This is a genomic window from Cellulomonas citrea (assembly GCF_009829685.1).
Lineage (GTDB): Bacteria > Actinomycetota > Actinomycetes > Actinomycetales > Cellulomonadaceae > Cellulomonas > Cellulomonas citrea.
Genome location: NZ_VWSD01000030.1, coordinates 1 through 25578 on the forward strand (window position 1 = coordinate 1; position 25578 = coordinate 25578).

Here is a 25578-nt window from a genome sequence, read left to right on the forward strand (position 1 = left end):
CTCGGCGGGAGCTTGGTGCGCCGCACCGGCAGCGGGTGCACCGCCGCCTCGACCGCGAGCAGGGCCGGGTGGTCGGCCGTGCCGCCGGCGCCCGGGGCCAGCAGCAGGGCGGTCGGACGTGGCACGGGGACAGTGTGCCGGGCGGCGCGGTGCGGGTGCGGAGGGTTCGGCGCGTCGGCCGGACGACCCGTGCCGCGGCCACCGTCCTGCCGAGGGCGTCAGACCGGGGACGTGGCCGCCGCACGGTCCGGCCGGCCGAACAGCACGGCGGCCAGGGCGAAGCAGGCCGCCCCGAGGAACGTCCCCCCGTTCGCCCAGACGAGGCTCACCCGCTGCCCGGTGCCCTGGATGACGTACGCGCCGATCGCGGAGGCCCCGAACAGCACCGAACCGGCCAGGTTGAGCTCGGCGATGAGCATCGAGCGCAGGCTCACGTGCGCGTGCCGGCGCTCGCGGACCTCCGGGGCGAGCGCGACCAGGCTCGACACGAGGAACAGGACCGACCCGACGGCGTCCGGTCGCCACACCGCGCGGTCCACGACGGTGGGGTCGGCGCCGATGAGCACGACCGCCCGCAGCGTGTTCACGTTGAACAGCACCGTGCCGGCGAGCTGGACGGCGGCCGAGACCCAGTCCGACGTCCGCCCGCGCCAGAACGCGATCACGTGCCGGTCCCGGGCCGGCAGCTCACGGCGGGCCAGCACCAGCTGGCAGGTGGCAGCCGCGGTGAAGAACACGGCGCCGACCGCGAACGTCACCGCACTGACCAGCGGCGGCAGCGCCGGGACCAGGCTGAGCGGGACCCCGGCCATGAACAGCAGCGACCCGACGACGAACAGCCGACCGGTCCAGGCGACCAGGGGCGACACGGGCACCGGCCTGCCTCAGCCCTGGCCCTGGTCGTAGACCACCCAGCGACCGTCCTGCTCGACCAGCAGGTAGGTCCAGCCGATCGGTCTGCCGTCGGGCAGGGACGGGTCGGTGTCGTGGAACTCTGCCTTGACCGTGACGCCCACGGTCGGCTGGTCGCCGTACCGCGTGCCGGCACCGGCACCGTTCGTCGGGTCGCCCACCGAGATCAGGTCGATCCGGCTCCCGAGCCAGGCGTCCGGCACCCGGCCGTCCGCGCTCAGCGTCGCGAGCGCCGCGCGGTCACCGGCGTTGATCGCCGCGACGTAGGCCTCGACGACGTCGACCGGGGCCGCGTCGGGCGACGGCACCGGGACCGGCGTCGGCGACGAGCAGCCGGTCAGCCCGAGCACCGCACCCGGTCCGAGCACCGCACCGAGCCCGAGCAGCAGCCCGGCGCGACGCGGACCGACGGGCGTGCGGTGCACGACATGATCGTCGCACGCCGGACGCCTCCGCCCCACCGCCGGTCTACCGCTGGGCGCCCGTGGGCGCGGCCTCCGGGCGGAACGGTGCGTACCCGGTGTGCAGCAGCTCGTGCGACCGGCCCGACCCGGGCTCGCCGTAGAACTCGTCGTAGAGGCGCAGCACATCGGGGTTGGCCTGCGACGTCCGGTAGCGCGAGCTCTGGTCGATGTCGACGAGCACCTTCTGCCGGGCCGCCATCTCCCCGACGACGGACGGCACCGGGTGCCCCGCGCCGTTGACGCAGCCGCCCGGGCAGGCCATCACCTCGACGAGGTCGTAGCCCACGTCCTCACCCGCGACGATGCGCGTGACCAGGGGTTCGACGTTGTTCAGCCCGGAGATCACGGCGACCCGCACCGTGGTGCCCGCCGCGGTGACGGTGGCCTCCTTGAGCCCGGTGGAACCGGGCACGTCGTGGTACTCGAGCCGGTCGGTGAGCGGTGTCCCGGTGAGCTTCTCCACCGCCATCCGCAGCGAGGCCTCGGCCACCCCGCCCGAGGCGCCGAACAGCACACCCGCGCCGCTGACCAGGGAGTACGGGGCGTCGTAGGCCGCCGGCGTGATGTCCTGCGGCTCCAGGCGCAGCAGCGCGACCATCTCGAGGAACTCGGTCGTCGTGAGCACCGCATCGACGTCCCGGACGCCCTCGGGGGCGAACTCGGGCCGGGCGGCCTCGTACTTCTTGGCCATGCACGGCACGATCGAGACGACGTAGAGGTCGTCCAGGCTGACCCCGGCCTGCGCCGCGAAGTGGTTCTTCACGGTGGCGCCCATCATCTGCTGCGGCGACCGGCAGCTCGACAGGTGCGGGATCATCGCCGGCCAGCGTCGTTCGACCAGGTTGACCCAGCCCGGGCAGCACGAGGTGAAGTGCGGCAGCACGCCGCCGGTGGTCATCCGGGTGAGGAACTCGGTGGTCTCCTCCATCACCGTGAGGTCGGCGGCGAAGGCGAAGTCGAAGACCTTGTCGAACCCGATGGCCCGCATCAGCCCGGCGATGAACGGCGACGCCTCGTCGGCGGTCAGGTGGTACTCGTCGGCGATGACGGAGCGCACCGCGGGGGCCACGAACCCGACGACGACCTTCGTCGGGTCGTTGATCGCCGCGAAGACGTCCCCGCGCTCGCGCACGTAGTCCAGCGCCCCGCACGGGCAGGCCCGCACGCACTGCCCGCACGAGACGCAGTCGGTGAGCCCCAGCGGTTTGTCGTCCCGGGTGCCGACGGTGAGCCGGCCCTCGTGGAACTGGAACGCCAGCACCCCGGGGCCCTCGATCTCGGCGCAGGCCGCCACGCACCGCCCGCACGAGATGCACTTGTTGTTGTCCCGGACGATGAACGGGTGGTCGGTCACCACCGGTGTGTACGGACGCACGTGCAGCGGGACGGCGAAGGTGAGGCCGTGCGCGGTCGCCTCGTCGCGCAGCATGCACGTGTCCTGCTTGGAGCAGCCGCACTCCAAGCAGCGGGCCGCCTCGGCGCGGGCCTGCTGCGCGGTCAGCCCGGTCTCGACCTCGGGGAAGCCGTCGAGCCGCTCGTCCAGGCCCAGCTCGTTCATCACGGCGCGGGCCAGGGACGGCAGCTCCTCGAACTCCGCACGCGGCAGGTCCTCCAGGGAGCCGCGGCTGCACGAGTAGTCCTCGTGGCTGGGCCGCACGTACCCGCGTTCGACGAACTCGTCGATCGCCTCGGCCGCCCGGCGTCCGGCCGCGACGGCCTGTATGACGGTGGCGGGCCCGGTCACGCAGTCGCCGCCGGAGAAGATCTTGGGCTCCGAGGTCTGCATCGTGAGGCCGTCGATGCCGATGTCGCCCCACGTGTTGAGGCGCACCGGCAGGTCGTTGTAGAGGAACCCGGTGTCGGTGGACTGCCCGATCGCGCCGATGATCGTGTCGGCCGTGAGCACGAAGTCGCTGCCCTCGACCGGCAGCGGACGACGACGGCCCGACCGGTCCGGTTCGCCGAGCTCCATCCGCAGGCAGTGCAGCTGGGTGCGTCCGTCCTGCTGGGTGATCCGTTCGGGGGAGGTGAGGAACACCATCTCGACGCCCTCGTGCAGCGCCTCGGCCACCTCGTAGGGCTGGGCGGGCATCTCGGCGCGGGTGCGGCGGTAGACCAGGCGGACGGACGTCGCGCCCTGCCGCAGCGCGGTGCGCGCGCAGTCGATCGCGGTGTTGCCGCCGCCGATCACGAGCACCGAGTCGCCGAGCGGGATCGACGTGCCCTTGGTGACCTGCTCGAGGTACTGGATGCCGAGCCAGACGCCCTCGACGTTCTCGCCCTCGATCCGCAGCGGGGTCGCCCGGCCCGAGCCGATCGCCAGGTAGACGGCGTCGAAGTCGCGGGTGAGGTCCTCCAGGTTGAGGTGCGTGCCCAGGGCCTTGCGGGTGCGGATCTCGACCCCGAGCGCGGCGATGAGCGCGATCTCGTGGTCGAGCGTCGCCTTGGGGAGCCGGTACTCGGGGATGCCGTAGCGCATCATGCCGCCGGCCCAGGTGTGCTTCTCGAAGACGGTCACGTGGTGCCCGGCCAGCGCCAGGTAGTACGCCGCGGACAGCCCCGACGGCCCGGCGCCGACGATCGCGACCCGGCGCTTGCTCTTCTTCGTGATGCGCGGCACCCACGGGTGTTCGGCGGCCATGTCCTGGTCGGCGACGAACCGCTTCACGTGGTTGATCGCCAGCGGCTCGTCGACCAGGGTGCGCCGGCAGGCCGCCTCGCACGGGTGCGGGCAGACCCGGCCGCACACCGACGGGAACGGGTTGCGGTCCTTGATGACCCGGATCGCGGCCTCGTCGTTCCCGTCGGCGACGTGCCGCAGGTAGGCCTGGATGTCGATGTTCGCCGGGCAGGCCTGCACGCACGGTGCGATGCAGTCGGCGTTGTGGTCGGTGAGCAGCTGTTCGAGCCGCACCTTGCGGTACGCCTCCAGCCGCGGGGTCTGGGTGGCGATCACCATGCCGGGTCTCACCGGCGTGAGGCAGGCCTTGACGTCGCGCGGCTCATCGGTGCCGACCTCGACGACGCACAGCCCGCAGCTGCCGTTCGACCTGGTCAGCCGGATGTCGTGGCACAGCGACGGGACCTCGATGCCCTCCTTGAGCAGGGCCTGCAGGATGGTGAGGCCGCCGAAGACCTCGATCTGGCGGTTGTTCACCGTGATGGCGAACCGCTCGCTGGGCTCCGGCTCTCGCACGTCCGACCTCCGGTGGTCTCGTGGAGCACCGTGCGGCGGCCGGGCGGGGGCTGGCGTTCCCCGGGGAGCCCGTGAGTGCCGACGGTGGCCTCTGCACGTGACGCTAGGCGGCGGCGGGGTCCGTGGCCTCGGGCGTTGGGCCTAGGTCGGGAGGGGCGCGCGGCGGTGGTGGGCTAGGTTCGCCGGGTGCGAAGCCACGTCGTCCATCGTCTGCGGGGCGAGCGGTGAGCACTGCGCACGTCGTCGGCGGCGGCCCGGCCGGGCTGATGGCGGCGCAGGTGCTGGCCCGCGCCGGTGTCACGGTCACCGTGCACGAGGCGATGCCGTCCCCGGCGCGCAAGCTCCTGCTGGCCGGGCACGGTGGGCTCAACCTCACGCACAGCGAGGAGCGCGCGCGGTTCCTCACCCGGTACGGCGACAGCGCCGCCCGGATGGCGCCGGTGCTCGACGTGTTCGGCCCGGAGGACCTGCGAGCCTGGGCCGCCGGGCTGGGGGAGCCGACGTTCGTCGGGTCGAGCGGACGGGTGTTCCCGCAGACGTTCCGGGCGATCCCGTTGGTGCGGGCCTGGTTGGCGCAGCTGGCCGACCTGGGGGTGCGGGTCGAGACCCGGCAGCGCTGGACCGGGTGGGCGCCCGACGGGCACACGCTGCAGCTCGTCGGCCCCGACGGGGCGCTGGTCGAGGCCGCGGGGGATGTGACGGTCTTCGCGCTGGGTGGGGCGTCGTGGCCGCGGCTGGGGTCGGACGGGCAGTGGGTCGGGCCGTTCACCACGCGCGGGGTGCAGGTCGCACCGCTGCGCGCCGCGAACGTCGGGGTGCGGGTGGGCTGGACGCCGCGGTTCGCCGACCGGTTCGGCCAGGGGCCGGCCCCGGCGGCGCCCCCGGAAAGTGGCCAGGGCGCGGCGCGCTAGCGGCGCCGAGGCACTGACCGCCCGGCGGCTCCTCGCGGCGTGACCCGGGGGCCGACGGCCTGCGGTCGACGCAGGAGCCGACGGCCTGCGGTCGACGCGGTGACCCACGGCCTGCGGTCGACGCAGCGGTCCATGGCCCGCACCCGACGCGAGGGCCCACGGCCAGTGCTCTGCCCCGCGGGACAATGGCCACCGGGAGGCTGTGCCGATGGATCGACCGGAGGGCGTGCGCGCCCCGTCGGGCGACCCCGTCGACGTGCCGACGCTGCTGCGCGGGCTGGACGCGATCTTCGCCGCCCACCAGGGGCCGACGCAGGCCGAGCCGTACCTGCTCGACCACCTCGAGCGGGCTCGCGCCGTGGCCGACGCCGGGGCCGAGCTCACCGTCCTCAACGAGCTCATGGGGTTCTACCGGTCGCAGAGCCGGCACGAGGACACCGTGCGCATCGGGCGGCAGGCGCTCGCGCTCGCGCAGCAGATGGGCATCGTCGGGTCCGAGGCGTACGCGACCACGCTCATCAACACCGCGACCGGGCTGCGGGCCGCCGGGCGGCACGACGAGGCCCTCGACCTGTACCGGCAGGCGCTCGCGGCGAGCGAGGCGACCATGCGCGCCGACGACCGGCGGCTGGCCGCGCTGCACAACAACCTGTCCGTGCTGCTCAGCGACCAGGGGGACGCCGCCGGGGCCGAACGCGAGCTGCGGGCGGCGCTCGCGATCCTCGAGGCCTCGTCGGTGGACCCGGGCGCCGACCTCGACATCGCGTCGACCCACACCAACCTCGCGCTCGTGCACCTGGCGCTCGGACGGGACGACGACGCCGCCGCGCACGCCCAGCGGTCCCTCGACATCGCCGCCGCCGGGGCGCACGAGCACGACCCGCACTACGCCTCGGCGCTCGCCGGGCAGGCCCAGGTCTGCGTCCGGCTCGGGCGGCTCGCCGATGCGGCCGGGCTCTACCGGCAGGCGCTCGCGATCATCGCCGAGTGCTACGGCACCGACACCGACCAGTACGCGGTGACCGCCGCCAACCTCGCCGAGGTGGAGGCCCAGGCGGCGGCGACCTCGGGCGACAGCCGCCCGACGGCCGCGCGGCCCGCCGGTGGTGCCCCACCGGCCGGCCCGCCGCCCGCGAGCCCCGGACCAGCGAGCTCCGCGCCGGCGAGCACCGCACCCGCCGACATCACCGGGCTCGAACTGGCCCGCGCCTTCTGGGAGACCTACGGCCAGCCGCTGCTGGAGCAGAGGTACCCGAGCTACCGCCCCCGGATCGCCGTCGGGCTCGTCGGGCACGGCTCGGAGTGCTACGGGTTCGACGACGCGCTCTCCCGGGACCACGACTTCGGACCCGGGTTCTGCCTGTGGCTCTCGGCGGCCGACCACGCCGCCATCGGCGCGGCGCTGCAGGCCGACTACGACGCGCTGCCGCAGGACCTGCTCGGGTTCGGCCCACGCGTGCCGACCCCCCGTGCCCGCGGGGAGCACCGCCGGGTCGGCGTCTTCGAGATCGGCGACTTCTACGAGCAGGTCACCGGCTACCGGCAGGCACCCGCGGCCGACCACCCGCACGAATGGCTGCTGCTCGACGAGGCGACCCTGGCCGCGGCCACCAACGGCGAGGTGTTCGTCGACGGGTACGGCGAGTTCAGCGCGGTGCGCGACGGGTTCCGCCGGATGCCGCCCGACGTGCGCTGGGCGCTGGTCTCACGTCGGCTGGGCATGGCCGCCCAGGCCGGGCAGTACAACGTGCCGCGGATGCTCGACCGCGGGGACGGGGCCGCGGCCTGGCTGGCCGTCGCGCAGTTCACGCAGGCCGTCGCCTCGCTCGTGTTCCTGCTCAACGGGCCGGGGTCGGTCGGGTACCTGCCGTACTACAAGTGGCAGTTCGCGGCGCTGCGCCGGTTGAGCGCCCGGCGCGCCTCGCGGCTGCCGCAGGTGGCCGACGAGCTGGAGCAGGTGCTGCGGCTGGCGTCGGCGGCGTGCTTCGGCGGCGCCGGGTTCGGCGAGGGTGGCGCGGGGTCCGCACCGGCCCGGGCGCGGGTGGTCGAGACCATCGAGCGGGTGTGCGCGCAGGTGGTCGACGAGCTGCGCGCCCGCGGGCTCACCACCAGCGACGACACCTTCCTGGAGCACCAGCGGCCGCAGGTCGAGCGGCGCATCGCCGACCCGTGGCTGAGGAGCCTGTGACCGGCCGGGGCGAGTCGGCGCCGGGCGGGTCGGCGTCGGGCGGGCCGGGCGGGAGCGGGGTGCCCGCGGCCGTGGTCGAGCCCACCGACGACGAGGCGCTGCGTCGCGCCCGGGCCGAGGCCGTCGTCCGCCACGAGTGGACCCAGTTCCAGGCGGTGCGCGGGGACGACGGCCGGGCCGACTGCCAGAACGACTGGCCGCAGTTCCGCCAGATGCGCCTCAGCCAGTTCCGCACCTGGCCGCTGCGCCTGCTGCACAGCTACGCCGCCGACCTCGACGCGGCCGACGCTGCCGGACGCAACCTGCTCACCGAGAAGTACGCCCGGATGATGGTCTCCACCGAGCCCGAGCGGTACGCCCGGCAGATCGCCCCGGTGCTGCCCGTGCTGCCGGACGAGCGGGTCGCCCAGCAGGAGGCCGTCATCGCGGTCCAGGTCGGCTGGGCCCGCGACTTCCGGGCGCGCTACCCGCACCTGGGCCAGGCCATGCGGGTGCTGCGCACGGCGGAGGACACGGCGGAGGCGACCTCCTTCGAGACCTACCTGCGCGGTGAGCTGGGCACCTACTCCGACCGCACCTTCGCCCACTACCGCCGACTGGTCGAGGAGACCGCGGCCGCCGGGGGCAACCTCACCGAGCAGACGATCGCGTGGACCGTCGAGCTCGGCGGGTTCTCCGGGCTCGACGAGGCCGAGGCGGCCCAGGCGCGCTGAGGCCGGGCGACGGCGGCGAGCCCCCGCGCGGCTACGCGAGAACGATCGGGCAGCGCGGTCCGGGCGCCGCGGCGAGCCGGCGGTCCGCCGTGAGCAACCGCGCCCCGAGGCGTTCGGCCAACGCGACGTACGCGCCGTCATAGGCCGTGAGCGACCCGCGCAGCTCCCACACCCGCGGGCCCACGACCTCGTAGGGCCACAGCTCCACGGGCAGCCGGGCCGCGTCGTCGTGCGCGACGGCGGCCTCCCCGGCGGTGAGCCGCCCCGCCAGGTGCAGCCGGCGCAGCACGTTCGCGACCTCGAAGGGCAGCAGCGCCGGGGCGTGCAGCTGGGCCCCGGACACGAGCTCGGCCACGTGCGCACCGCGCTCACCGGGGTCGAGCACCAGCCCGACGAGGGCGGAGGCGTCGATGACCAGGCGAGGGGGCGCCGCGGTCATCGACGGTCGGCGGCGAGCTCGGCCGTGAGCGCGTCGTAGTCGAGCGGCGGGTGGTGCAAGGCCCGCCGCCGCACCTCGACGACGACGTCGGCCACCGTCGGACGGTGCGCGAGGTCGATGAGCTCGCCCTTGAGGTACTCCTGGAGCGATCTGCCGGAACGCGCGGCCCGGGCCGCGAGCTCGTCGCGCACGTCGTCGGGGACGTCGCGGACGGTGATGCTCGGCATGCTGCGACTCTAGCGGCAATGCATGCACTGTGCAGCGAACCGGTGCACAGCCCTCCCCGGGGCCGCGGCGACCGGCCGAGGGACGCCCCGGCGGCGGGACTACCCTGGACGGTCGTGGCTACCTTCTCCGCGGTCCAGGCTCAGCACATCCGCCAGGCGATCGAGGAGTTCGACAGCCGCGGCCGGGAGGCTTTCCTGGGCGTCTACGGGTTCGACCCGTCGGACGAGTACGTGCTGGTCCAGGACGGGCAGCGTTACGACGCGCTCGCGATCGTCGGGGTCGCGCACCGGTACGCGACCGGGCGCCTGGCCGCCCCCGCGGAGTTCCACGACGGGATGGGTGCGGTCGCCGCGCTGCTCCGGCGCCGCGGCTTCGAGGTGAGCGAACCGGTCGGGACGACCCCGCTGCCGCGGCAGGCCCCCGCCCGGGCTCCGCGACGGTCCGCCGCCGCCCCGCGCGCCGCGGCCTCGCGACGCGCTCCGGCCGCCACGGACCGCCCGGTCGCGATGTGCCCGACGTGCTTCGTGGCGCTGCCGGCGACGGGCATCTGCGACCAGTGCGGCTGAGCTCGGACCAGGGGTCCGCCTCGGTGGTCGCCCCGGTCTGAGGGCGCCGGGCTCGGGGCGCGGCACCGCGTTGCGGGGTGCCGTGGCCGCGAGTCCGCAGGGTGCCGCGGCCACCGGTCCGCGGACGTCAGCCGCGGGGCACCGCGGTCGCGAGCCGCTCGATCGCCGCGTGCAGCGTGGCCGGGTGCTGCGCGGCGTAGCTCAGCACGAGCCCGGGCCGGGCGTCCGCCAGGAAGTGGCCGCTCAACGGCTGGACCAGCACGCCCAGGTCGCGGATGTCGGCCGCGACCTGCACGTCGTCCACGTCGGCCGGCAGCGGGACCACGAGGTGCAGCCCTGCGGCGATCCCGCCGACGGCGACCCCGGGCAGCGCCCGGTGCAGCGCCTCGACGGCGGCGTCGCGGCGGTGCCGGTGCCGGGTGCGCATGAGGCGCAGGTGACGTTCGAGCGCGCCGGTGCGCAGGAGGTGGGCCAGCGTCAGCTGCGGCAGCGCCGGTGAGCCGAGGTCGGTCGCCCAGCGCAGCTCGACCACGCGTTCGAGCCAGTGCGGTGGCGGGATCAGCCAGCCCAGCCGCAGCGCGGGTGCGAGCGTCTTGGACAGGCTCGAGGTGTGGGCGATGCGGTCGGGCGCGTGCGGGTGCAGGGCCGGGACCGGGCGCCGGTCGTAGCGGTACTCCGCGTCGTAGTCGTCCTCCACGACGACGTGGTCGCCGTCGCGTGCCCAGTCGACCAGCTCGCGCCGGCGCGCCGGGGACAGCACCACCCCGGTGGGGTACTGATGGGCCGGGGTGACGAGCACGGCATGCACGTCGTCGCCGATCGCCTCGACGATCAGGCCCTCCTCGTCGACGGGGACCGGCGTGAGGCCCGGCATCCAGTGCTCGAGGATGCGCCGGTTGCCGTGCGCCCCCGGGTTCTCCACGCCGATCGTGGTGTGCCGGTCGGCCACCAGCACCTGGGCGAGCAGGCTGAGCGCACCGGTGACGCCCCCGGTGACGACGATCTGCTCCGGGTCGACGGCGACCGAGCGGGAACGGGCCAACCAGGCCGCCAGCTCCTCGCGCAGCCGGGGGGCGCCTGCGGGCGGCGCGTAGCCCAGGTCGCGTGCGGTGGCCCCGGTCAGCACCTCGCGCTCGGCGCGCAGCCAGGCCGCGCGGGGGAACGCGGCGAGGTCCGGGACGCCGGTGGCCAGGTCGATCGGGTCCGGGCCGTCCGAGCCGGGCCGGGCCTCGTCCGACGGGGTGCCGTACGAGCGGGGGCCGGCCGCCCCCGCAGGCACCGGACCTCGCGGCTGCGCCGGTCGGGCGGCGACGCGCGTCCCGGCCCCCGCCCGCGCGGTGAGCAGCCCGACCTCGGTGAGCCGGCGGTAGGCCTCGGTGACGGTGCCACGGGCGCAGCCCAGCTCGCCGGCCAGCACCCGAGTGGCGGGCAGGCGGACGCCGACGGGCAGCGAGCCGTCGGTGAGCGACCTGCGGATCCGGGCGGTGAGCACCTCGGTCCGGGACCCGAGCGGGACGTCCGCCAGGTCGAGCTGGAGGAAGTCCGAGCCCCGCATTGGACCATCGTAGAAGGTGCCAGTTGGCACTGTTGTGTGGTCCAACTGCCTTCGCAGGATGACGCCATGCTCCCTGCCCCGAGGACCGTGCCCACGCCACCTGCAGCAACCAGCGCCCGGCGGGGCGGCCGGTGGTGGGCCGCCTGGCCCGGGCTGGGCGCCCAGGTGCTGCTCGGGTCCAGCGTCGCGGTGATCTCCGCGACCAACCAGCTGCCGGTGCTCGCGGTGCAGGCCGTCCGCTACGCGCTCGCCGCCGTGACTGTCGTGGTCCTCGCCCGGGTCGCCCGGGTGCGGCTGGTGCGACCGACGGGTGCTGACCTGCTGCGCGTCGTCGGCGGCGCGCTCACCGGGCTGGTCGGGTTCAACCTGGCGGCCATCATCGGGTCCCGGCACGCCCACCCGGCGGCTCTCGGCGCCGCGGTGGCGTGCATCCCGGTGGTGCTCGCCCTGGTCGGGCCGCTGGCCCGCCGTCGGCACCCCGCCCGCCAGGTGGTGCTCGGGGCCGTCGTGGTGAGCGGGGGCGCCGTCGCCGTCACCGGGGTGGGCGGCGCCGATCCGGTCGGGGTCGCGGCAGGGGTCGCGCTCATCGGCTGTGAGGCGGCGTTCACCCTGTGCGGTGCGCCCGCGCTGCCCCGGATGGGTGCGTGGAGCTACTCGGCGGCCACCTCGACGGTGGCTGCGCTCGTGTTCGCGGTGACCTCGCTGACGGCCGAGCACCCCGAGGTGGCGACGTTCGGGCGACCCGAGGTGCTCGCGGCGGTGCTCTACCTCGGAGTGGTCGCGACGGCGGTCGCCTTCGTGCTCTGGTTCACCGGGGTCGCGCGGCTCGGTCCGGGGACCGTCGGCCTGTGCGCCGGGGTCGCCGCCCCGGCCGCCGCCCTGGTCGGTGCGGCACTCGGCGCCCCGCTCCCGGGGCCCGTCGCGTGGCTGGGGATGGCCGCCATCGCCGCCGGTCTCCTGCTCGGACTTCGTCCGTCCGGCAGCGGCCGGCGCCGGCCCGGGCGCAGCGAGGTCACACCTCGGACGCGGCGTGTCGCCCGACGGACGCCGTTACCGTCTCGGCCGTTCAGCGGCCGGACCACGTCGGCTGCGTGTCAGTGCGAGGAGGCCACCATGCCGTCGTCCGTCGGAGAACCGTCCAGACTCCACCGTCGCAACACGGCGCTGGCCGGGCTCCTCATCTTCCTGGCGGTGCTCTTCCTCGCCGTGGCGGGTCTGCTGTTCGTTGCCCGTTCCGGCGTCGACCCGGACGGTGCCTCGACCCTCCAGGCCGCCATGGTGGGCGCCGGGCTGGCCGGTGTGGTCCTGCTCGTCGTGGCGTTCGTCCTGCGCCGTGGCGGCTGGCGCCAGGGGCCCCTCGGGGTCGAGCGGGTCCCGGGCGGTCAGACCTGGGCCTACACCGAGGTGCGCGGGCTGGCGACGTTCTTCCGCAGCGGGCTGCCCGTCGGGCTGGCGTGGACCGACGTCACGGGTCGACGGGCCGCCGTCACCGCGCACCTTGCCCGGTTCCGGACGTTCTACGAGCGGTTCGGCGCCGACTACGTGGCGGCCCGGCTGCCCGTCGTCCTCGCGGAGCTCGAGGCCGGCGGCACGTGCGAGTTCGCCCTCGTCCCGCATGCGAAGCTGCGCGCCTTCGCGTCCTTCGGACCCTCCAGCTACGCCTCGGCGCCGACCCGGCCCCTCCTGCTCACGGTGCACTCGCTGCGCACCGACGACATCGACGTCCCGCTGTGGCAGGTGGAGCAGATCGACACCAGCGCCTGGACCGACAGCCTCGCCTTCCGGTTGACCGACGGGCGGACCCTCCGGCTCGACTACACCGCGCTGCTCGACCTGCCCCTCGTGCTCGCCCTGGTCGACGAGCTCGTGTCCCGGCACCGCGCCGCGGGGTGACGCGTCCGCGGCCGGACGCACGGGGGTCCTAGGCTCACGCTGTGGACGCACCCTGGGTCAAGCACTACCAGCCGGGGGTCCCGGCGCAGATCGAGCTCCCGACGCAGTCGTTGGTGGCTCTCTACGAACGGTCGGTCGCCGAGGCCCCGCACTGCGTCGCGACGCAGTTCTTCGGCGCCGAGACCACCTATGCCCAGCTCGGCGACCAGATCGCGCGGGCGGCCGAGGGGCTGCGCCGGCTCGGCGTGCAGGCCGGGGACCGGGTGGCGATCGTGCTGCCGAACTGCCCGCAGCACGTCGTCGCGTTCTACGCGGTGCTGCGGCTGGGTGCCGTCGTCGTCGAGCACAACCCGCTGTACACCGAACGTGAGCTGCGGCACCTGTTCGAGGACCACTCGGCGCGGGTCGCGATCTGCTGGGACGTGGCCGCAGCCAAGCTGAGCGCGCTGCCGGACGACCTGGCGCTCGAGCACATCGTCTCGGTCAACCTGCTCAAGGCGTTCCCGCGGCTCAAGCGGCTCGCCCTGGGCCTGCCGGTCGAGAAGATGCGCGCCGCACGCGCCAAGCTGACCGCCCCCGCGCCGGGCACCCTGCCCTGGGAGCAGCTGCTCGGCTCGGGCCCGCTCGTCGCGAACCACCCCCGGCCGTCGGTCGGTGACCTGGCCGTCATCCAGTACACGTCGGGCACGACGGGGGTGCCCAAGGGCGCGATGCTCACCCACGCCAACCTGTTCGCCAACGCGCGCCAGGGTGAGGCGTGGATGCACGGGGCGCAGTACCGGCAGGAGGTCTTCTACGCGATCCTGCCGCTGTTCCACGCGTTCGGCATGACGCTGTTCCTCACCTACGGGATCCTCAAGCAGGCCCGGCTCGTGCTGTTCCCCTCGTTCGACGTGGACATGGTGCTCGACGCGGCGACCAAGCACCCGCCGACGGTCTACTGCGCGGTGCCGCCGATCTACGAGCGCACCGCCGTCCGGGCCAAGGAGCGCGGCATCTCGTTGCGCTCGGCCAAGTACTGCATCTCCGGGGCGATGAACCTGCCGACCTCCGTGGTCGAGCTGTGGGAGTCGGTCTCCGGCGGGCTGCTGGTCGAGGGCTACGGGATGACCGAGGCGTCACCCGTCTGTCTCGGCAACCCGTTCCACCCCAGCCGGCGCACCGGCACCATCGGCATCCCCTTCCCGAGCACCCTCATGAAGGTGGTCGACCCCGAGGACCCGACGCGTGAGGTGGCGCAGGGCGAGCGCGGCGAGCTGCTCATCCACGGGCCGCAGGTGTTCTCCGGTTACTGGAACAACCCCGAGGAGACCGCCGCCACGCTGCTGCCCGGCGGCTGGCTGCGCACCGGCGACCTGGTGACCGTCGACGAGGACGGGTTCACCACGATCGTCGACCGCGTGAAGGAGCTCATCATCACCGGCGGCTTCAACGTCTCGCCGTCGGAGGTCGAGGGTGTGCTGCGCGGGCACCCGGACCTGGCCGACGCCGCGGCGATCGGGGTGCCGTCGAGCTCGGGCGGGGAGAAGGTGGTCGCCGTCGTCGTGGTGCGCCCGGGTGCCGAGCTGGACGTCCAGGCGCTGCGTGACTGGTGCCGGGAGCGGCTGGCCGCCTACAAGGTGCCGCGCGAGGTGGTGGTCGTCGACGACCTGCCGCGCTCGATGCTCGGCAAGGTGCTGCGCAAGCAGGTGCGCGAGGAGTACCTGGCCGAACGGGCGACGTCCGCCTGAGGGCTCGTCGCTCCCGCCCGGGCGGGGGATGATGTCGACGATGGACCGTCAGTCCTCAGCCCGTCGACACGTCGCTCCCAGCCACGAGGGCGACGCTGGTGGCATGACCTGGTGGCGGATCCGCGGGGGACGGCGTGGTGTGCGGGCCGGGGCGGTGGCGGTGCTCCTGCTCGGCGGGGCCGCGGGTGCCTTCGCCGCCGAACAGCTCCCGCACCCCTTCGGCACCCGGCTGGTCGCCATGGCCGCGCCCGCGTCGCCCACCGGTGCGGTCGCCCGCACGGGCGAGCCCACCCCACCGGGTGCCGGCGGACCGGCAAGCCTGCCGTTCGGTGCGGTGATCTCCGGAGGGGTCGTGACGACGCCCGTCGGCGCGACGGCGTCGCCGCAGGGCGCTGCGGCCGCGGCGCCGCTCCCGACCTCGACGGCGACCCCGGAGACAGCTCCCGCGGTGACGCCTGAGGCAGCTCCCGGGGCAGCTCCCGGGTCAGCTGCCGGGGCGGACGGTGCGGCAGCGCCCGACGCGGCACCGCAGGACGCGCCCGCGACGACGCCGCAGGGCACCTACCACGTCGTCGGGCTCGGCGACTCGGTGCCCGCGGGCACCGCCTGCGGCTGTGACACCTACGTCTCGCTGGTCGGCCGGGCCCGTGCGGCCGCGCTCGGGCTCACCCCGGACGTGTCGGACCTCGCCGTCCCCGGCCTCACCACCGCCGGGCTGGTCGACCAGCTCGGTGACCCCGACGTCGCCGCGGCCGTGGCCGGCGCCGACCTGGTGATCGTGACGATCGGCGCCAACGACTTCGACCCGGACCCGGTCGCCACCGACGCGTGCGCCCCACCTGGGCTGGACTGCTACCGCCCGCAGCTGGACGCCCAGCCGGCCCAGCTGGACGCGGTGCTCGACAGGATCGCGGCGCTCGAGGCGGGCCACCCCGCGACGGTGGTGGTCACCGACTACTGGGACGTGTTCCTCGACGGGGACGTCGGCCAGGCCCAGGGGCCGGCGTACGTCGCCGCGAGCGATGCGCTCACCGCCGCCGACAACGCGGTCATCGAGGCCGCCGCCGGGCGCCACGATGCGACCTTCGTCGACCTGTTCGCACCGTTCCGCGGGGACGGCTCGACCGATGACACCGCGCTGCTCGCGGACGACGGGGACCATCCCGACGCTGCGGGGCACCGGCTCATCGCCCGGACCATCGAGGCCGCGCTGGGCTGAGCCGGTCCCGCGACGGTGGCCCGCCGGGCGCGCTCGCGGCGCGTCGGACCCGGCTTCTACGGTGTCCGGGTGGACGTGACCGCTTGGCTCCTCGACTCCGACCCCGCGCTGCGCTGGCAGGTGCTGCGCGACCTGGTCGACGCGCCCGCCGAGCAGGTCGCGGCCGAGCGGGCACTCGTCGTCACCCAGGGCTGGGGCGCCCAGCTGCTGGCCGAGCAGGCGCCGGACGGGCGGTGGGACGGCGGCACCTACCGGCCCGGCTGGGTCGACGAGCAGCGGCCGTTCTTCGACGCCTGGACTTCCACGCACTTCGTGCTGCAGCAGCTCGTCGACCTCGGCCCGGACCCGGCCGCGCCGCAGGTGGTGCGGGCCATCGAGCGGGTGCGTGCGCACGTGCGCTGGGAGCACGCGGGTGAGCCGTACTTCGACGGGGAGGTGGAGCCCTGCGTCAACGGCATCGCGTTGCAGGTGGCGGCCGCCTTCGGCCAGGACGGTGCGGCGATGGTCCGGACCCTGCTCGACGGGGAGCTCGACGACGGCGGCTGGAACTGCTGGGCCCCGGACGATGCGACCGTCTCGTCGTTCCACTCGACCATCTGCGCGCTCGAAGGGCTGCTCGCCTGGCAGCGGGCCGGTCACGGTTCGCCCGCCCTCGCCCGGGCGCTCGCCGCCGGGCAGGAGTACCTGCTCGCCCGTGGCCTGTACCGACGCAGGTCGGACGGGTCGGTGCCCGATCCGCGGATGACGATGCTGTCCTACCCGGTGCGCTGGTTCCACGACGTGCTGCGGGGTCTGGACCACTTCCGGCTGGCCGACCGCCGGGACCCCCGGCTGGCCGAGGCCGTCGAGCTGCTGCGGTCCAAGGCCGACCAGGACGGACGCTGGGCACTGGAGAACGTGCACGAGGGGCCGGTGCTGTTCCGCCTCGGCCCGGTCGAGGGCGGCCCCGACCGGTGGGTGACCTTCCGGGCGCTGCGGGTGCTGCGCTGGTGGGACGCCGGCTGAGCCACGCCCGGCCTGCGGCCCGGCGGCGCTCGCGGCGGCGGGATATGACCTTGCTGGACGCCGTCGCGGCGGGGATGATGGCAACCGGCAGAGTCAGGTCGGCACAGGGCTGGCGGACGACAGGGACGAGGGGCGAGCGGATGCGTGGCACCGCGGCAGGGCGCGAGGTGGCCGCAACGGCCTGCTCGGGCACCGGCGGGCAGCACCGAGCCGACCGCTGACCACCGCCCGCCACGTGCGCGGGCGCCCGACTGATCCGAGACCACCATGCACCCCCTCACCGAGGCGCAGCTGCGCGCCAGCTTCGTCAACGCCACCCGCCGCGAGGCCGCCCAGGCGACCGTGCCAGTCCTCGACGCCTGCGACTGGGAGCACCTGGACTTCCTGGGCTGGCGCGACCGCAAGGCACCGTTGTCCGCCTACGTCGTCGCCGAGGTCGACGAGCGACCGGTCGGCGTCCTGCTGCGTGCTGCCGAGGCCGGCCGGGTGCGACGCTCCGCCGTGTGCGCCTGGTGCGAGGACATCGTCGTCACCGATGACGTGACGTTCTACGTCGCCCGTCGGGGCGGCGCTGCCGGCCGGCGCGGGGACACCATCGGGACCCTGCTGTGCACCGAGTTCGGCTGCTCCCGCAACGTGCGCCGGCGCCCGACGCGGGCCGAGGCGGGCACCGATCTGGCGGTCGACCGCGAGCAGCTCGTCGCCCGTCGCATCGCGGGGCTGCGGGAGCGGTGCGGCCGGTTCGTCGCGGAGGTGCTGCGCACCCGCTGAGAACGGGGCCGGCTCCTCGCTCAGATCCGCCCCCCGGCTGACGATGGCACCGGAGAGGCCCGTCGTGCGGGTCGTCGTCACGGGCGCGGGCACGCCGCGCCCAGCACGTCGGGACGTGGCCGTGACCTGGGGGTCGGGCCCTGGGGGACGTCGCACCCGGCATCGACGGGCCAGCAGGCCCGCCGGTCGACATCGGCGGACGGGGTCTGGTGGACAGGCGCTCAGCGGGGACGGCCCGAGGTCCGGAGGAGATCGCGGTGCTCGCGCGCCGGGTGGTCGCCCTGGGCATCGCGGTCTGCGTCCCGGTGCTCATCGGGATCTGGGTGACCGATGCGCCCGGGGACCCGTGGGTGCGCTGGGGCTACCCGCCGCTGCTGGTCTTCCTCGTGGCGTTCGCCTGGGCGCTGCTCTCGCCGGGGCGGTGGGCCAGCCGCATCGGCGTCATCGTCCTCGTCGGGCTCGAGGCGTGGTGGCTCGCGGTGGTGGTCGGGCGCGTCGTCGAGCAGCCGGACGCGCCGCGCGCCTGGGTCGCGCTGCTGCCGACGCCGCTGCTCGACATCGTCGTCTGCGTGGTGGTCGGGTTCCTGTTCCAGCGGGCGCGCACCGCCGTCCTGCACGGTGGGGCGTACTCGGCCGTCATCACCGGGGCGCTCATGGCGTCCTTCGCCGTCAAGCCGGGTGGTGGGCCGTACGTGTGGCTGTCGCTGCGCTACGGGGTGTACCTCGGGGTCTTCGTCGTGCTGCTGCTCGTGCTGTCCCGGGCCAAGGAGCGCGTCGCGACCGCGCTGGCCGACGTGGCGGCCGCCGACGCCGCCGCGACGGCCATGCGTGAGATGGCCTACCGCGACGAGCTGACCGGCCTGGCGAACCGCCGCCGGCTCATCGAGGAGCTGTGGTTCCAGGCGGAACAGGTGGGGCCGGACCTTCCGGTGGGTGTCATCTTCTTCGACCTCGACCACTTCAAGGCGGTGAACGACGGGCTCGGGCACGCTGTCGGCGACCGGGTGCTCCAGGTGGTGGCCGAGGTCGCCGGGCAGGTGGTCGGGCCGGACGACCTGCTGGCGCGGCTCGGCGGCGAGGAGTTCGTCGTCGTGGCCCCCGGCCGGGACCGGACGTCGGCCGTCGAGCTCGCGCAGCAGCTGCGCGAACGTCTGCCGGACGCGATCGCCGCCGCCGTCGGGCAACGGGTCACCGCCAGCTACGGGGTGGCGTGGCTGACCCCCTCGGAGAACCCGTCCGAGGCGCTGCGTCGCGTCGACGAGCTGCTGTACCGGGCGAAGGCCGCAGGACGCGACCGGGTCGAGCCCGCCGAGGCCTAGCAGGTCAGGTCAGGCGATCTCCACCATGTGGGTGTAGTACCAGGTGAGGACCACCATGACCACGCCCATCGCCACGAGCGCGGACCGGGCGAACCAGCGTGGCCGCTCCGACAGCCAGTCACCCGCCGCGGCCAGCGCCGGGAACGCCGCGAGCGCGTACCGCCCCGCCCCCATGAAGTCCTTGGTGCCGATGATCGGGATCGCGATCACCACGGCGGTGTAGACGGCGTAGCCCCAGCCGAACCGTCGCGCGACGCGGGGCACCAGCAGCACGACGACCAGGCAGACCAGGGCCTGCAGCGCCAGGTTGAGCCGCAGCCCCCAGTGCCCGTTGACGAGGGCCTCGACGAACGCCACCTTGAACCAGGTGGCGGGGCCGACGCCCTGGTCCCAGCCGGGGGCGGACTCGGTCTCGACGAACGCCAGCGGGTTGCCGAACCGCACCCACAGGTAGCCCATCCAGGCGGCGAGCCCGCCGAACGCGAGCAGCACGGTGGTGTGCCTGACCCGCACGTGCCGCACGGCCGTCACCAGACCGCGCCAGCTGCGCTCGCCGTGGTCCTCGGCGACCAGCTCGAGGGCCCGCACGGCCAGCCCGATCGCGACCGCGACGCCGAACGGCCGGGCCGCGACCGCAAGCGCCCCGAGCAGCCCGGCGGCCAGGTGGTGGCGCCGTTCCAGCAGGAGGAACGCCCCCAGGGCCAGCGCCAGGAAGGTGGCGTCGGCGTACATCGGGCCGTGCAGGAACAGCGAGTACGGGTAGAGCAGCAGCGCCGCGATGGCGAGCACCGCGGCGCGGCGCGGCAGCCGCAGCCACACCCAGCGGGTGAACAGCACGCTGGCCGCCAACCCGCTGGCAAGGGCGACGAGCTGACCGCCGATCTGCCAGCCGCCGACGAGCGGGGCGAGCGCTCGGGCCAGCAGCGGGAACACCGGGAAGAACGCGATCGAGGACTGCTGCCCGGGATGGTAGGAGTACCCGCCAGCCGCGATCCGCCAGTACCACGCCGAGTCCCAGCGGTACCAGCCGTCCAGCCACGGCAGCCCGGTGTGACCCATCGTGCCGGTGTGCACGTGCACGTCGGCGACCAGGGCTGTGAGGGCCAGGGTGATCGCCACGAACAGCGTGGCGACCGGCAGCCACGGCCAGGAGGTCCGCGCTGCGGGCCGAACCGTCGCGGCGGTCCTGGCCTCGGCGACCTGCTGCGTCATGACACTCCTGGCGGGCGTTGCGAGGACGGCCGGGACGAGGACCGGCCGGAGGTCACCTTAGGTCCCGGAGATGTGTGACAGGGCGGGTGGCCCCGTGTTCTTCCGGTCCGGAGACGTCCCGCGGTTTCCGGTGCCTGACACCGACCCCCGCGTCCGCCCGAACAGCGGTAGACCTGACGGGTGCTGTCCCGTCCGTCGCGCCCTCGCCCCCGCGGTCGCGCCGCGGACGCCGCCGCGGCGACCGGCCCGGTGCGGGCCGATCGCGGCTACCGGCCGGGTGACCGGGCCTACCGGCGGATCGTGGTGGGGCTCGGCCTGGGCGGGTTGGCCAACTTCGCGCTGCTCTACTACGTGCAGCCGCTGCTGCCCTCGTTGGCGCAGCGCTACTCCGTGCCGGCGGGGACCTCGGCGCAGGCGCTCTCGGTCTCGACGATGGCGATGGCGGTCGCCCTCCTCGGGATCGGGCCGCTGTCCGACGCCGTCGGACGGGTGAACGTGCTGCGCTGGTCGCTGGCGGCCTCCGGGGCGCTCGGGCTGGTCAGCGCCTTCGTCACCTCGTGGTCGGCGCTGCTGGTGCTGCGCGGGCTCATGGGGGTCGCACTGGCCGGGCTGCCCGCCGTCGCGCTGGCCTACCTGCGCGAGGAGATCCACCCGAGCGCCCACCCGCAGGCGAATGCGACGTACATCGCCGGGACCGCGACCGGCGGGGCGCTCGGCCGCCTGCTGCCCGGACCGCTCGACGCCTGGGGTGGCTGGACCTTCGCGACCTGCGTCGTGGCCGGGGTGACGCTGGCGGCGGCGCTCGCCGTCGTGCTGCTCGTGCCTGCCTCGTCGGGGTTCACGCCGACCCCGCCGCGGGTGCGGGCGGTGCTGGCCGCGATGGGCCGCACCGTGCGGGACCCGGTGGTCGTGGCGCTGTGCGTCGTGGGCTTCGCGGGGATGGGCGCGTTCGTCGGGGTGTACAACGCCATCGCGTTCCGGCTGCAGGCCCCGCCCTACGCGATGGGGCACGCCGCGACCCTCGTCTACCTCGCCTACCCGGTCGGCATCGCGGGGCCGACGGTGGCCCGGCTGCTCGCCGCACGCTGGGGCCGGCTGCCGGCGACCGTGCTGCTCGTCGGGGGGATGGCGGCCGGGACGCTGCTGGTGGGCGCCGGTCCGCTGCCGGCGGTGATGGTCGGGCTCGGGGTGCTCACGTTCGCCTTCCTCGGCACCCACTCGCAGGCCACCGGCTGGGTGGTGGACCGGGCCCGACGCACCGGGCTGGGCACCGCGCAGGCCTCGAGCGGGTACCTGCTCGCCTACTACACGGGCAGTGCGGCGATCGGGGTGACCGCCACCCACCTGTGGGCGAGCCACGGGTGGGCGGCGGTCACGGTGCTGTCGCTGGGCCTGGCGGTGCTCGCCGCGGCGGCGACGGCGCTCGCGGCCCGTGGCGAGCGCACCGGCCCGAGACACCAGGACGCCGGGGACGGGGCGCCGGTCACCGACGCCGTCGTCCCCGGGCCCTGAGCGGTCAGGAGAAGCTGAGCACCTTCTCGCCCCAGCCGGCGCGGACGGTCGCGTCCAGGTCGTCGACCACCCGGTCGTGGCGGTCGATCACCATCGTCGCGCGGCGGGTGTGCGGGTCGAACGGCGGCCACAGCACGAGGTCGTCGGAGCCGGTGGGTGCCCCGGTCGTGGCGAACGAGCGCCAGCGGGCAACCATCCGGCGGGAGACCTCGCGGCCGGTGCCGCGCCCGCCGAGGGCGAACGTGAGGTCCTTGGAGTCGGCGTGCAGGTTGCCCCAGACGTAGGGCAGCTCGGTGGCGTGCGTGGCGCCCAGCCGCAGGGCCTTGAGCATCGGCGTGGAGTGGTCGAACCGGTAGAGGTAGGTGGGCGCGACGGCGGCGTGGCCCTCGGCGGCCCACAGCGTCGGCATCCGGAACCCGATCTCACGGGCGATCCCCAGGCCGATGCCCCGGGCGTGCTGCCCGGCGTAGGTGGCCAGGATCTGCTCGCGGGACGGCAGCTCCAGCGTCGGGTCCTGCTCGGCCATGTCGGTGAGCATCGTCGTGATGGCCTCCTCCGTGATGGGGATGAGCGGGGACTTCATGAAGGTGAACAGCGCCGCCTCGTCCTTGTTGGTGCCGATGAGCAGCGGGACGGGGTTCGCGCGGCCCTCGCGCAGCACCGTCACGGGGTGCTCGGGCAGCAGGTCGCCGTCGACGACGGGCGCGAAGGCCAGCGTGCCGGGCGCCTGCGCGGGGACCTGCGCGTAGACCGCCGACCCGGCCTCGACCAGGGCGTCGGCGGGCAGCTCGCGCAGCCGGCCGACCTGTGAGGCGTCCAGGCCGAGCTCGGCGAGCACCCGGTCGGCGACCGTGCGCGCCCGGGCCGAGTCGTACATCGAGCTCACCGGGGAGCTCTGCGCGATGGCCCGGTGGAACAGGTGCGCGGCGCTGGGCACGGCCATGAGGGCGGTCACCAGCCCGCCGCCGGCGGACTCGCCGAACAGCGTCACCTGGTCGGGGTCGCCACCGAACGCCGCAGCGTTCTCCTGCACCCACTGCAGGGCGAGGATGACGTCGCGCAGCGCCAGGTTGGAGTCGAAGGTCTGCTGGTCGTCGGACAGGCTCGACAGGTCGAGGAACCCGAGCGCGCCGATCCGGTAGTTGACGGTGACCAGCAGCACCTCGCCGGTGGACACGAGCGTGCTGCCGTCGAACAGCGGCTGGCTGGACGAGCCGAACGCGTAGGCCCCGCCGTGCACCCAGACCATGACGGGCAGCGGTGCGGCCGGTGCCGCCGAGGCGCGCCACACGTTGAGGCTCAGGCAGTCCTCGTCGGTCACGGTGCCGGGGGCCAGCGGGACGGAGGGGTTGGCCTTCTGGGGTGCGGCCGGGCCGAACGCGGTCGCGTCGAGCACCCCGTCCCAGGCGGCCACGGGGACGGGGGCCCGGAACCGCAGCGGCCCGACGGGGGCCTGGGCGTACCGGATGCCCTTCCAGGTGGCGGTGGTGCCGTCGTCGGTGCCGGCGACCTGGCCGGCGGTGGTGGTGACGAGGGCGGTGGTGACCGGGGTGGTGGTCGTGGTGGGCATGACGGGGTCTCCGTTCGAGGGCAGGGGTGGTGCGGATGGGCGCGCCGACGGTCGGGTGCGCGGTGCGGTGCGGGTGTGTCGGGTGCTCGGTGCCGGGCGCAGCGCCCGGCGGCGGGTCACCGCAGGAGGGCGGGCAGCGCGTTCGAGAGCTCGACGGCCGCGAGGATCGCGAACAGGACGGTCATGATGACCGCGTTGTGCGCGATGAGCTGGCCCTTGAGCCGGGCGAGCGTCGTGGTGACGGCGGGGATGCCGGTCGCGGCCAGCAGGGTGGGGACCAGCACACCGAGCGAGGCGCCGAGGGCGAACAGGGCGGCCACGGCGACGGCCGTCGCACCGCCGTGCCCGCCGGTCCCGATGAGGGCACCGGCCTTGAGCTCGAGCGGGATGTTCTTGCCGTTGGTGAGGGCCATGACGATGCCCAGGCCGAACGCCCGCGCGGCCGACATGCCGTCGATGGCCTGCAGCCAGCCCGGGGCCTTCGCGACGGCGCCGTGCCTGGGCCGGGTGACCCAGCTGACGACGGCGAGGGCGAGGAACGCGGCCGCCAGGACGAGGCCGAAGACGGCGGCGGCCGTGCCGTGCTGGCTGGTGCCGCCGGCGACGTGCGCGGTGGACAGCGCGGTCACGGCGGTGACGCCGAAGCAGACCGTCCAGAACGCGGCCACGTAGGCGAAGCCGTTGGTGCGGGCCTTCGGTGAGAGCAGGACGGCGATGATGGCTGCGATCGGCAGCGGGCTGAGGATGATCGCGCCTGCGATCGGGACGAGCTGGGTCAGGTCGTGCACGGGAGTGTCTCCTTCGCGTGCCGAGCCCGTGGTTCGGGTTCGTTGCTGGTCTCGACGCTAGGAGTCGGCCGCTGCGCGCCAGCCGTGATGGTCGGGTTTCACGACAAGGCCGGTGCGGGCGTCGTGCGACGGCCGCGGACGGGGTGCCCGGACGGGTCAGGGGACCGTGACCGAGAGCCGGACCAGGTCGTCGACCTGCGACAACGTGACCTCCAGTGCCCGTGCGCGCAGCTCGCCGAGGCCGTGGCCGCCGTCGTCGGACCGCACGAGCACCCCGGGTGAGCAGACCTCGACCGTCACCCGTCCGGCCGAGTGCGTGCCCGTGCGCAGTCGGATCGCGGCCTGCGGCGCCGCGGCGTGCCGGGCGGCGTTGGTGAGGCCCTCGCAGATCGCATCGAGCACGAGCTCGGCCCGCGCCGGGTCGGCGTCGAGCACCGACCACACGTCGTCGGACGCCTGCAGGGTGAGGTCGAGCGCATGCCGCCAGGCCGCCAGCAGGGCGTCGAGCTGGTCGGCGACGGGCGCGGTGGTGCGCCCGTCGGGTGTGCTGCCGGGTGCCGGGTCGTCGAGCAGGGCGACGACACCGGCCAGCGCCTGCGCCCAGGTGGGACCCTCGTCGGGCGCCGAGCCGGCGGTGCGCCGCAGGGCCAGGGCCGCCTGGACGCACTGCGCCTGGACGTCGGCGTGCAGCAGCCGGGCGACCCGGTGCCGAGCCAGCAGCAGTCGGTTGTGCTCGGCCAGCGACAGCGACCGGCTCTCCGCGACCGCGGCGGCGAGCATCTGCTCGACGGCCTCGAGCCGGCGCAGCCCGGCCTGCCCGAGCGCGACCGCGAGGGTGAACGCCGGGTAGGCGACCACGCCGGTGAGCAGCAGCGCAGCAGCGCTGCCGGTCGGTGCGAGGGTGGCGATGGCGGCCGTGAGCAGCACATCGCCGACGACGACGTAGCCCAGCACGAGCGCCACCACCCGCCACCGGCTCGGCACCCGGCGTGCCGCCCCCGCGACCAGCAGGTTGCCTGCCGTGGCCAGCAGGAACGTGCTGGCCACGAGTCGCGCCCCGAGCCCGGGGGCCAGGTGGGTGAGGGTGTACGGCACCCACAGCCCGGCGTAGACGGCGGCCGTCCAGCCGGCGGGGGCGGCGGTGACCAGGCTCAGCAGGGTGCCGGGGGCGGAGCCGTCGACAGGTCCGGCCGCCCGGGCCGGTGCGCGCGGGTCTGCCGGCACCTCGTCGGGGACGTCCGGGGCCTGCGCGTCGTCGAAGAACCGACGTCCTGTGAGCTCGATGCGGCGCTGTGCGTCGCGGCGGAGCTCAGCCATCAAGGGAGTGTCGTCGGACGCCTCCGGGAGTGCTTCGGCCAGCACCGACCGCCGCTCGTCATCGGGCACG

Annotated in this window: 21 protein-coding genes; 11 read left to right on the top strand and 10 right to left on the bottom strand. The window is 74.8% G+C overall.

Translation table 11 applies throughout. The features are described 5' to 3' along the window. Positions 1-218: 218 nt before the first annotated feature. Genes F2B26_RS05375 through F2B26_RS05385 form a run of 3 tightly spaced genes read right to left on the bottom strand, consistent with a single transcriptional unit; the run spans position 219 to position 4572 of the window. Positions 219-875 carry a hypothetical protein gene (locus F2B26_RS05375; protein ID WP_159807215.1) on the bottom strand — a complete coding sequence of 219 codons (657 nt, stop codon included), beginning with the start codon at positions 873-875 and terminating at the stop codon, positions 219-221. Positions 876-884: 9 nt separating this feature from the next. After that, complete coding sequence (locus F2B26_RS05380) at positions 885-1337, bottom strand: hypothetical protein (protein WP_159807217.1); 453 nt, start codon at positions 1335-1337, stop codon at positions 885-887. A gap of 43 nt (positions 1338-1380) precedes the next feature. After that, positions 1381-4572, bottom strand: a complete 3192-nt coding sequence (locus F2B26_RS05385) for a [FeFe] hydrogenase, group A (protein WP_159807219.1) — start codon at positions 4570-4572, stop codon at positions 1381-1383. Positions 4573-4796: 224 nt separating this feature from the next. Here F2B26_RS05385 and F2B26_RS05390 point away from each other — a divergent pair, with 224 nt between their 5' ends. The 3 genes from F2B26_RS05390 (at position 4797) to F2B26_RS05400 (ending at position 8384) form a co-directional block, all read left to right on the top strand. Next, on the top strand, positions 4797-5483 hold the full coding sequence (locus F2B26_RS05390; protein ID WP_201292618.1) for an NAD(P)/FAD-dependent oxidoreductase: 687 nt from the start codon (positions 4797-4799) through the stop codon (positions 5481-5483). 208 nt (positions 5484-5691) lie between these two features. After that, positions 5692-7671 (top strand): tetratricopeptide repeat protein, encoded by a 1980-nt coding sequence (locus F2B26_RS05395; protein ID WP_159807221.1) that lies wholly within the window; start codon positions 5692-5694, stop codon positions 7669-7671. Beyond that, positions 7653-8384: a DUF4125 family protein gene (locus F2B26_RS05400; RefSeq protein WP_235929516.1), complete on the top strand. Its 732-nt coding sequence runs from the start codon at positions 7653-7655 to the stop codon at positions 8382-8384. The genes F2B26_RS05395 and F2B26_RS05400 overlap by 19 nt, the downstream gene beginning before the upstream one ends. Positions 8385-8415: 31 nt before the next feature. Here F2B26_RS05400 and F2B26_RS05405 read toward each other — a convergent pair whose 3' ends face one another. Next, a complete protein-coding gene (locus F2B26_RS05405) occupies positions 8416-8823 on the bottom strand; it encodes a type II toxin-antitoxin system VapC family toxin (protein ID WP_159807223.1) in 408 nt (135 codons plus the stop codon). After that, entirely contained in the window at positions 8820-9050 is a 231-nt protein-coding gene (locus F2B26_RS05410) for a FitA-like ribbon-helix-helix domain-containing protein (RefSeq protein ID WP_159807225.1), read from the bottom strand. The genes F2B26_RS05405 and F2B26_RS05410 overlap by 4 nt, the downstream gene beginning before the upstream one ends. 114 nt (positions 9051-9164) lie before the next feature. Between F2B26_RS05410 and F2B26_RS05415 the strand changes: the two genes are divergently transcribed. Then, the gene (locus tag F2B26_RS05415) at positions 9165-9617 is read left to right on the top strand and encodes a ScoMcrA-related endonuclease (RefSeq protein ID WP_159807227.1); all 453 of its coding nucleotides are present in this window, start codon (positions 9165-9167) and stop codon (positions 9615-9617) included. A gap of 127 nt (positions 9618-9744) precedes the next feature. On the opposite strand, the gene pdxR is transcribed toward F2B26_RS05415, so the two are convergent. Then, positions 9745-11172: a MocR-like pyridoxine biosynthesis transcription factor PdxR gene (gene pdxR, locus F2B26_RS05420; protein ID WP_159807229.1), complete on the bottom strand. Its 1428-nt coding sequence runs from the start codon at positions 11170-11172 to the stop codon at positions 9745-9747. A gap of 66 nt (positions 11173-11238) precedes the next feature. Here pdxR and F2B26_RS05425 point away from each other — a divergent pair, with 66 nt between their 5' ends. From F2B26_RS05425 to F2B26_RS05450, 6 genes are all read left to right on the top strand, one after another. Beyond that, on the top strand, positions 11239-13065 hold the full coding sequence (locus F2B26_RS05425; RefSeq protein WP_159807231.1) for a DMT family transporter: 1827 nt from the start codon (positions 11239-11241) through the stop codon (positions 13063-13065). Between the two features lie 41 nt (positions 13066-13106). Continuing rightward, positions 13107-14795: a long-chain-fatty-acid--CoA ligase gene (locus F2B26_RS05430; protein ID WP_159807233.1), complete on the top strand. Its 1689-nt coding sequence runs from the start codon at positions 13107-13109 to the stop codon at positions 14793-14795. Between the two features lie 103 nt (positions 14796-14898). Continuing rightward, positions 14899-16014: an SGNH/GDSL hydrolase family protein gene (locus F2B26_RS05435; protein ID WP_159807235.1), complete on the top strand. Its 1116-nt coding sequence runs from the start codon at positions 14899-14901 to the stop codon at positions 16012-16014. Between the two features lie 69 nt (positions 16015-16083). Then, positions 16084-17019 carry a hypothetical protein gene (locus tag F2B26_RS05440; protein WP_159807237.1) on the top strand — a complete coding sequence of 312 codons (936 nt, stop codon included), beginning with the start codon at positions 16084-16086 and terminating at the stop codon, positions 17017-17019. Positions 17020-17286: 267 nt separating this feature from the next. Then, on the top strand, positions 17287-17790 hold the full coding sequence (locus F2B26_RS05445; RefSeq protein ID WP_159807239.1) for an FBP domain-containing protein: 504 nt from the start codon (positions 17287-17289) through the stop codon (positions 17788-17790). A gap of 209 nt (positions 17791-17999) precedes the next feature. Further along, positions 18000-19109, top strand: coding sequence for a GGDEF domain-containing protein (locus tag F2B26_RS05450; RefSeq protein WP_159807241.1), 1110 nt, complete (start codon positions 18000-18002; stop codon positions 19107-19109). 9 nt (positions 19110-19118) lie between these two features. Here the strand turns inward: F2B26_RS05450 and F2B26_RS05455 are convergent, their stop codons facing one another. Beyond that, on the bottom strand, positions 19119-20321 hold the full coding sequence (locus F2B26_RS05455; protein ID WP_159807243.1) for a putative hexosyltransferase: 1203 nt from the start codon (positions 20319-20321) through the stop codon (positions 19119-19121). A gap of 180 nt (positions 20322-20501) precedes the next feature. Between F2B26_RS05455 and F2B26_RS05460 the strand changes: the two genes are divergently transcribed. Continuing rightward, on the top strand, positions 20502-21833 hold the full coding sequence (locus tag F2B26_RS05460) for an MFS transporter (protein WP_201292619.1): 1332 nt from the start codon (positions 20502-20504) through the stop codon (positions 21831-21833). Positions 21834-21837: 4 nt separating this feature from the next. Here the strand turns inward: F2B26_RS05460 and F2B26_RS05465 are convergent, their stop codons facing one another. From F2B26_RS05465 to F2B26_RS17170, 3 genes are all read right to left on the bottom strand, one after another. Then, on the bottom strand, positions 21838-23403 hold the full coding sequence (locus F2B26_RS05465) for a carboxylesterase/lipase family protein (RefSeq protein WP_159807245.1): 1566 nt from the start codon (positions 23401-23403) through the stop codon (positions 21838-21840). Positions 23404-23519: 116 nt separating this feature from the next. Next, on the bottom strand, positions 23520-24191 hold the full coding sequence (locus tag F2B26_RS05470) for a GAP family protein (protein WP_159807247.1): 672 nt from the start codon (positions 24189-24191) through the stop codon (positions 23520-23522). A gap of 156 nt (positions 24192-24347) precedes the next feature. Continuing rightward, complete coding sequence (locus tag F2B26_RS17170; protein ID WP_201292620.1) at positions 24348-25508, bottom strand: sensor histidine kinase; 1161 nt, start codon at positions 25506-25508, stop codon at positions 24348-24350. Positions 25509-25578 lie beyond the last annotated feature (70 nt).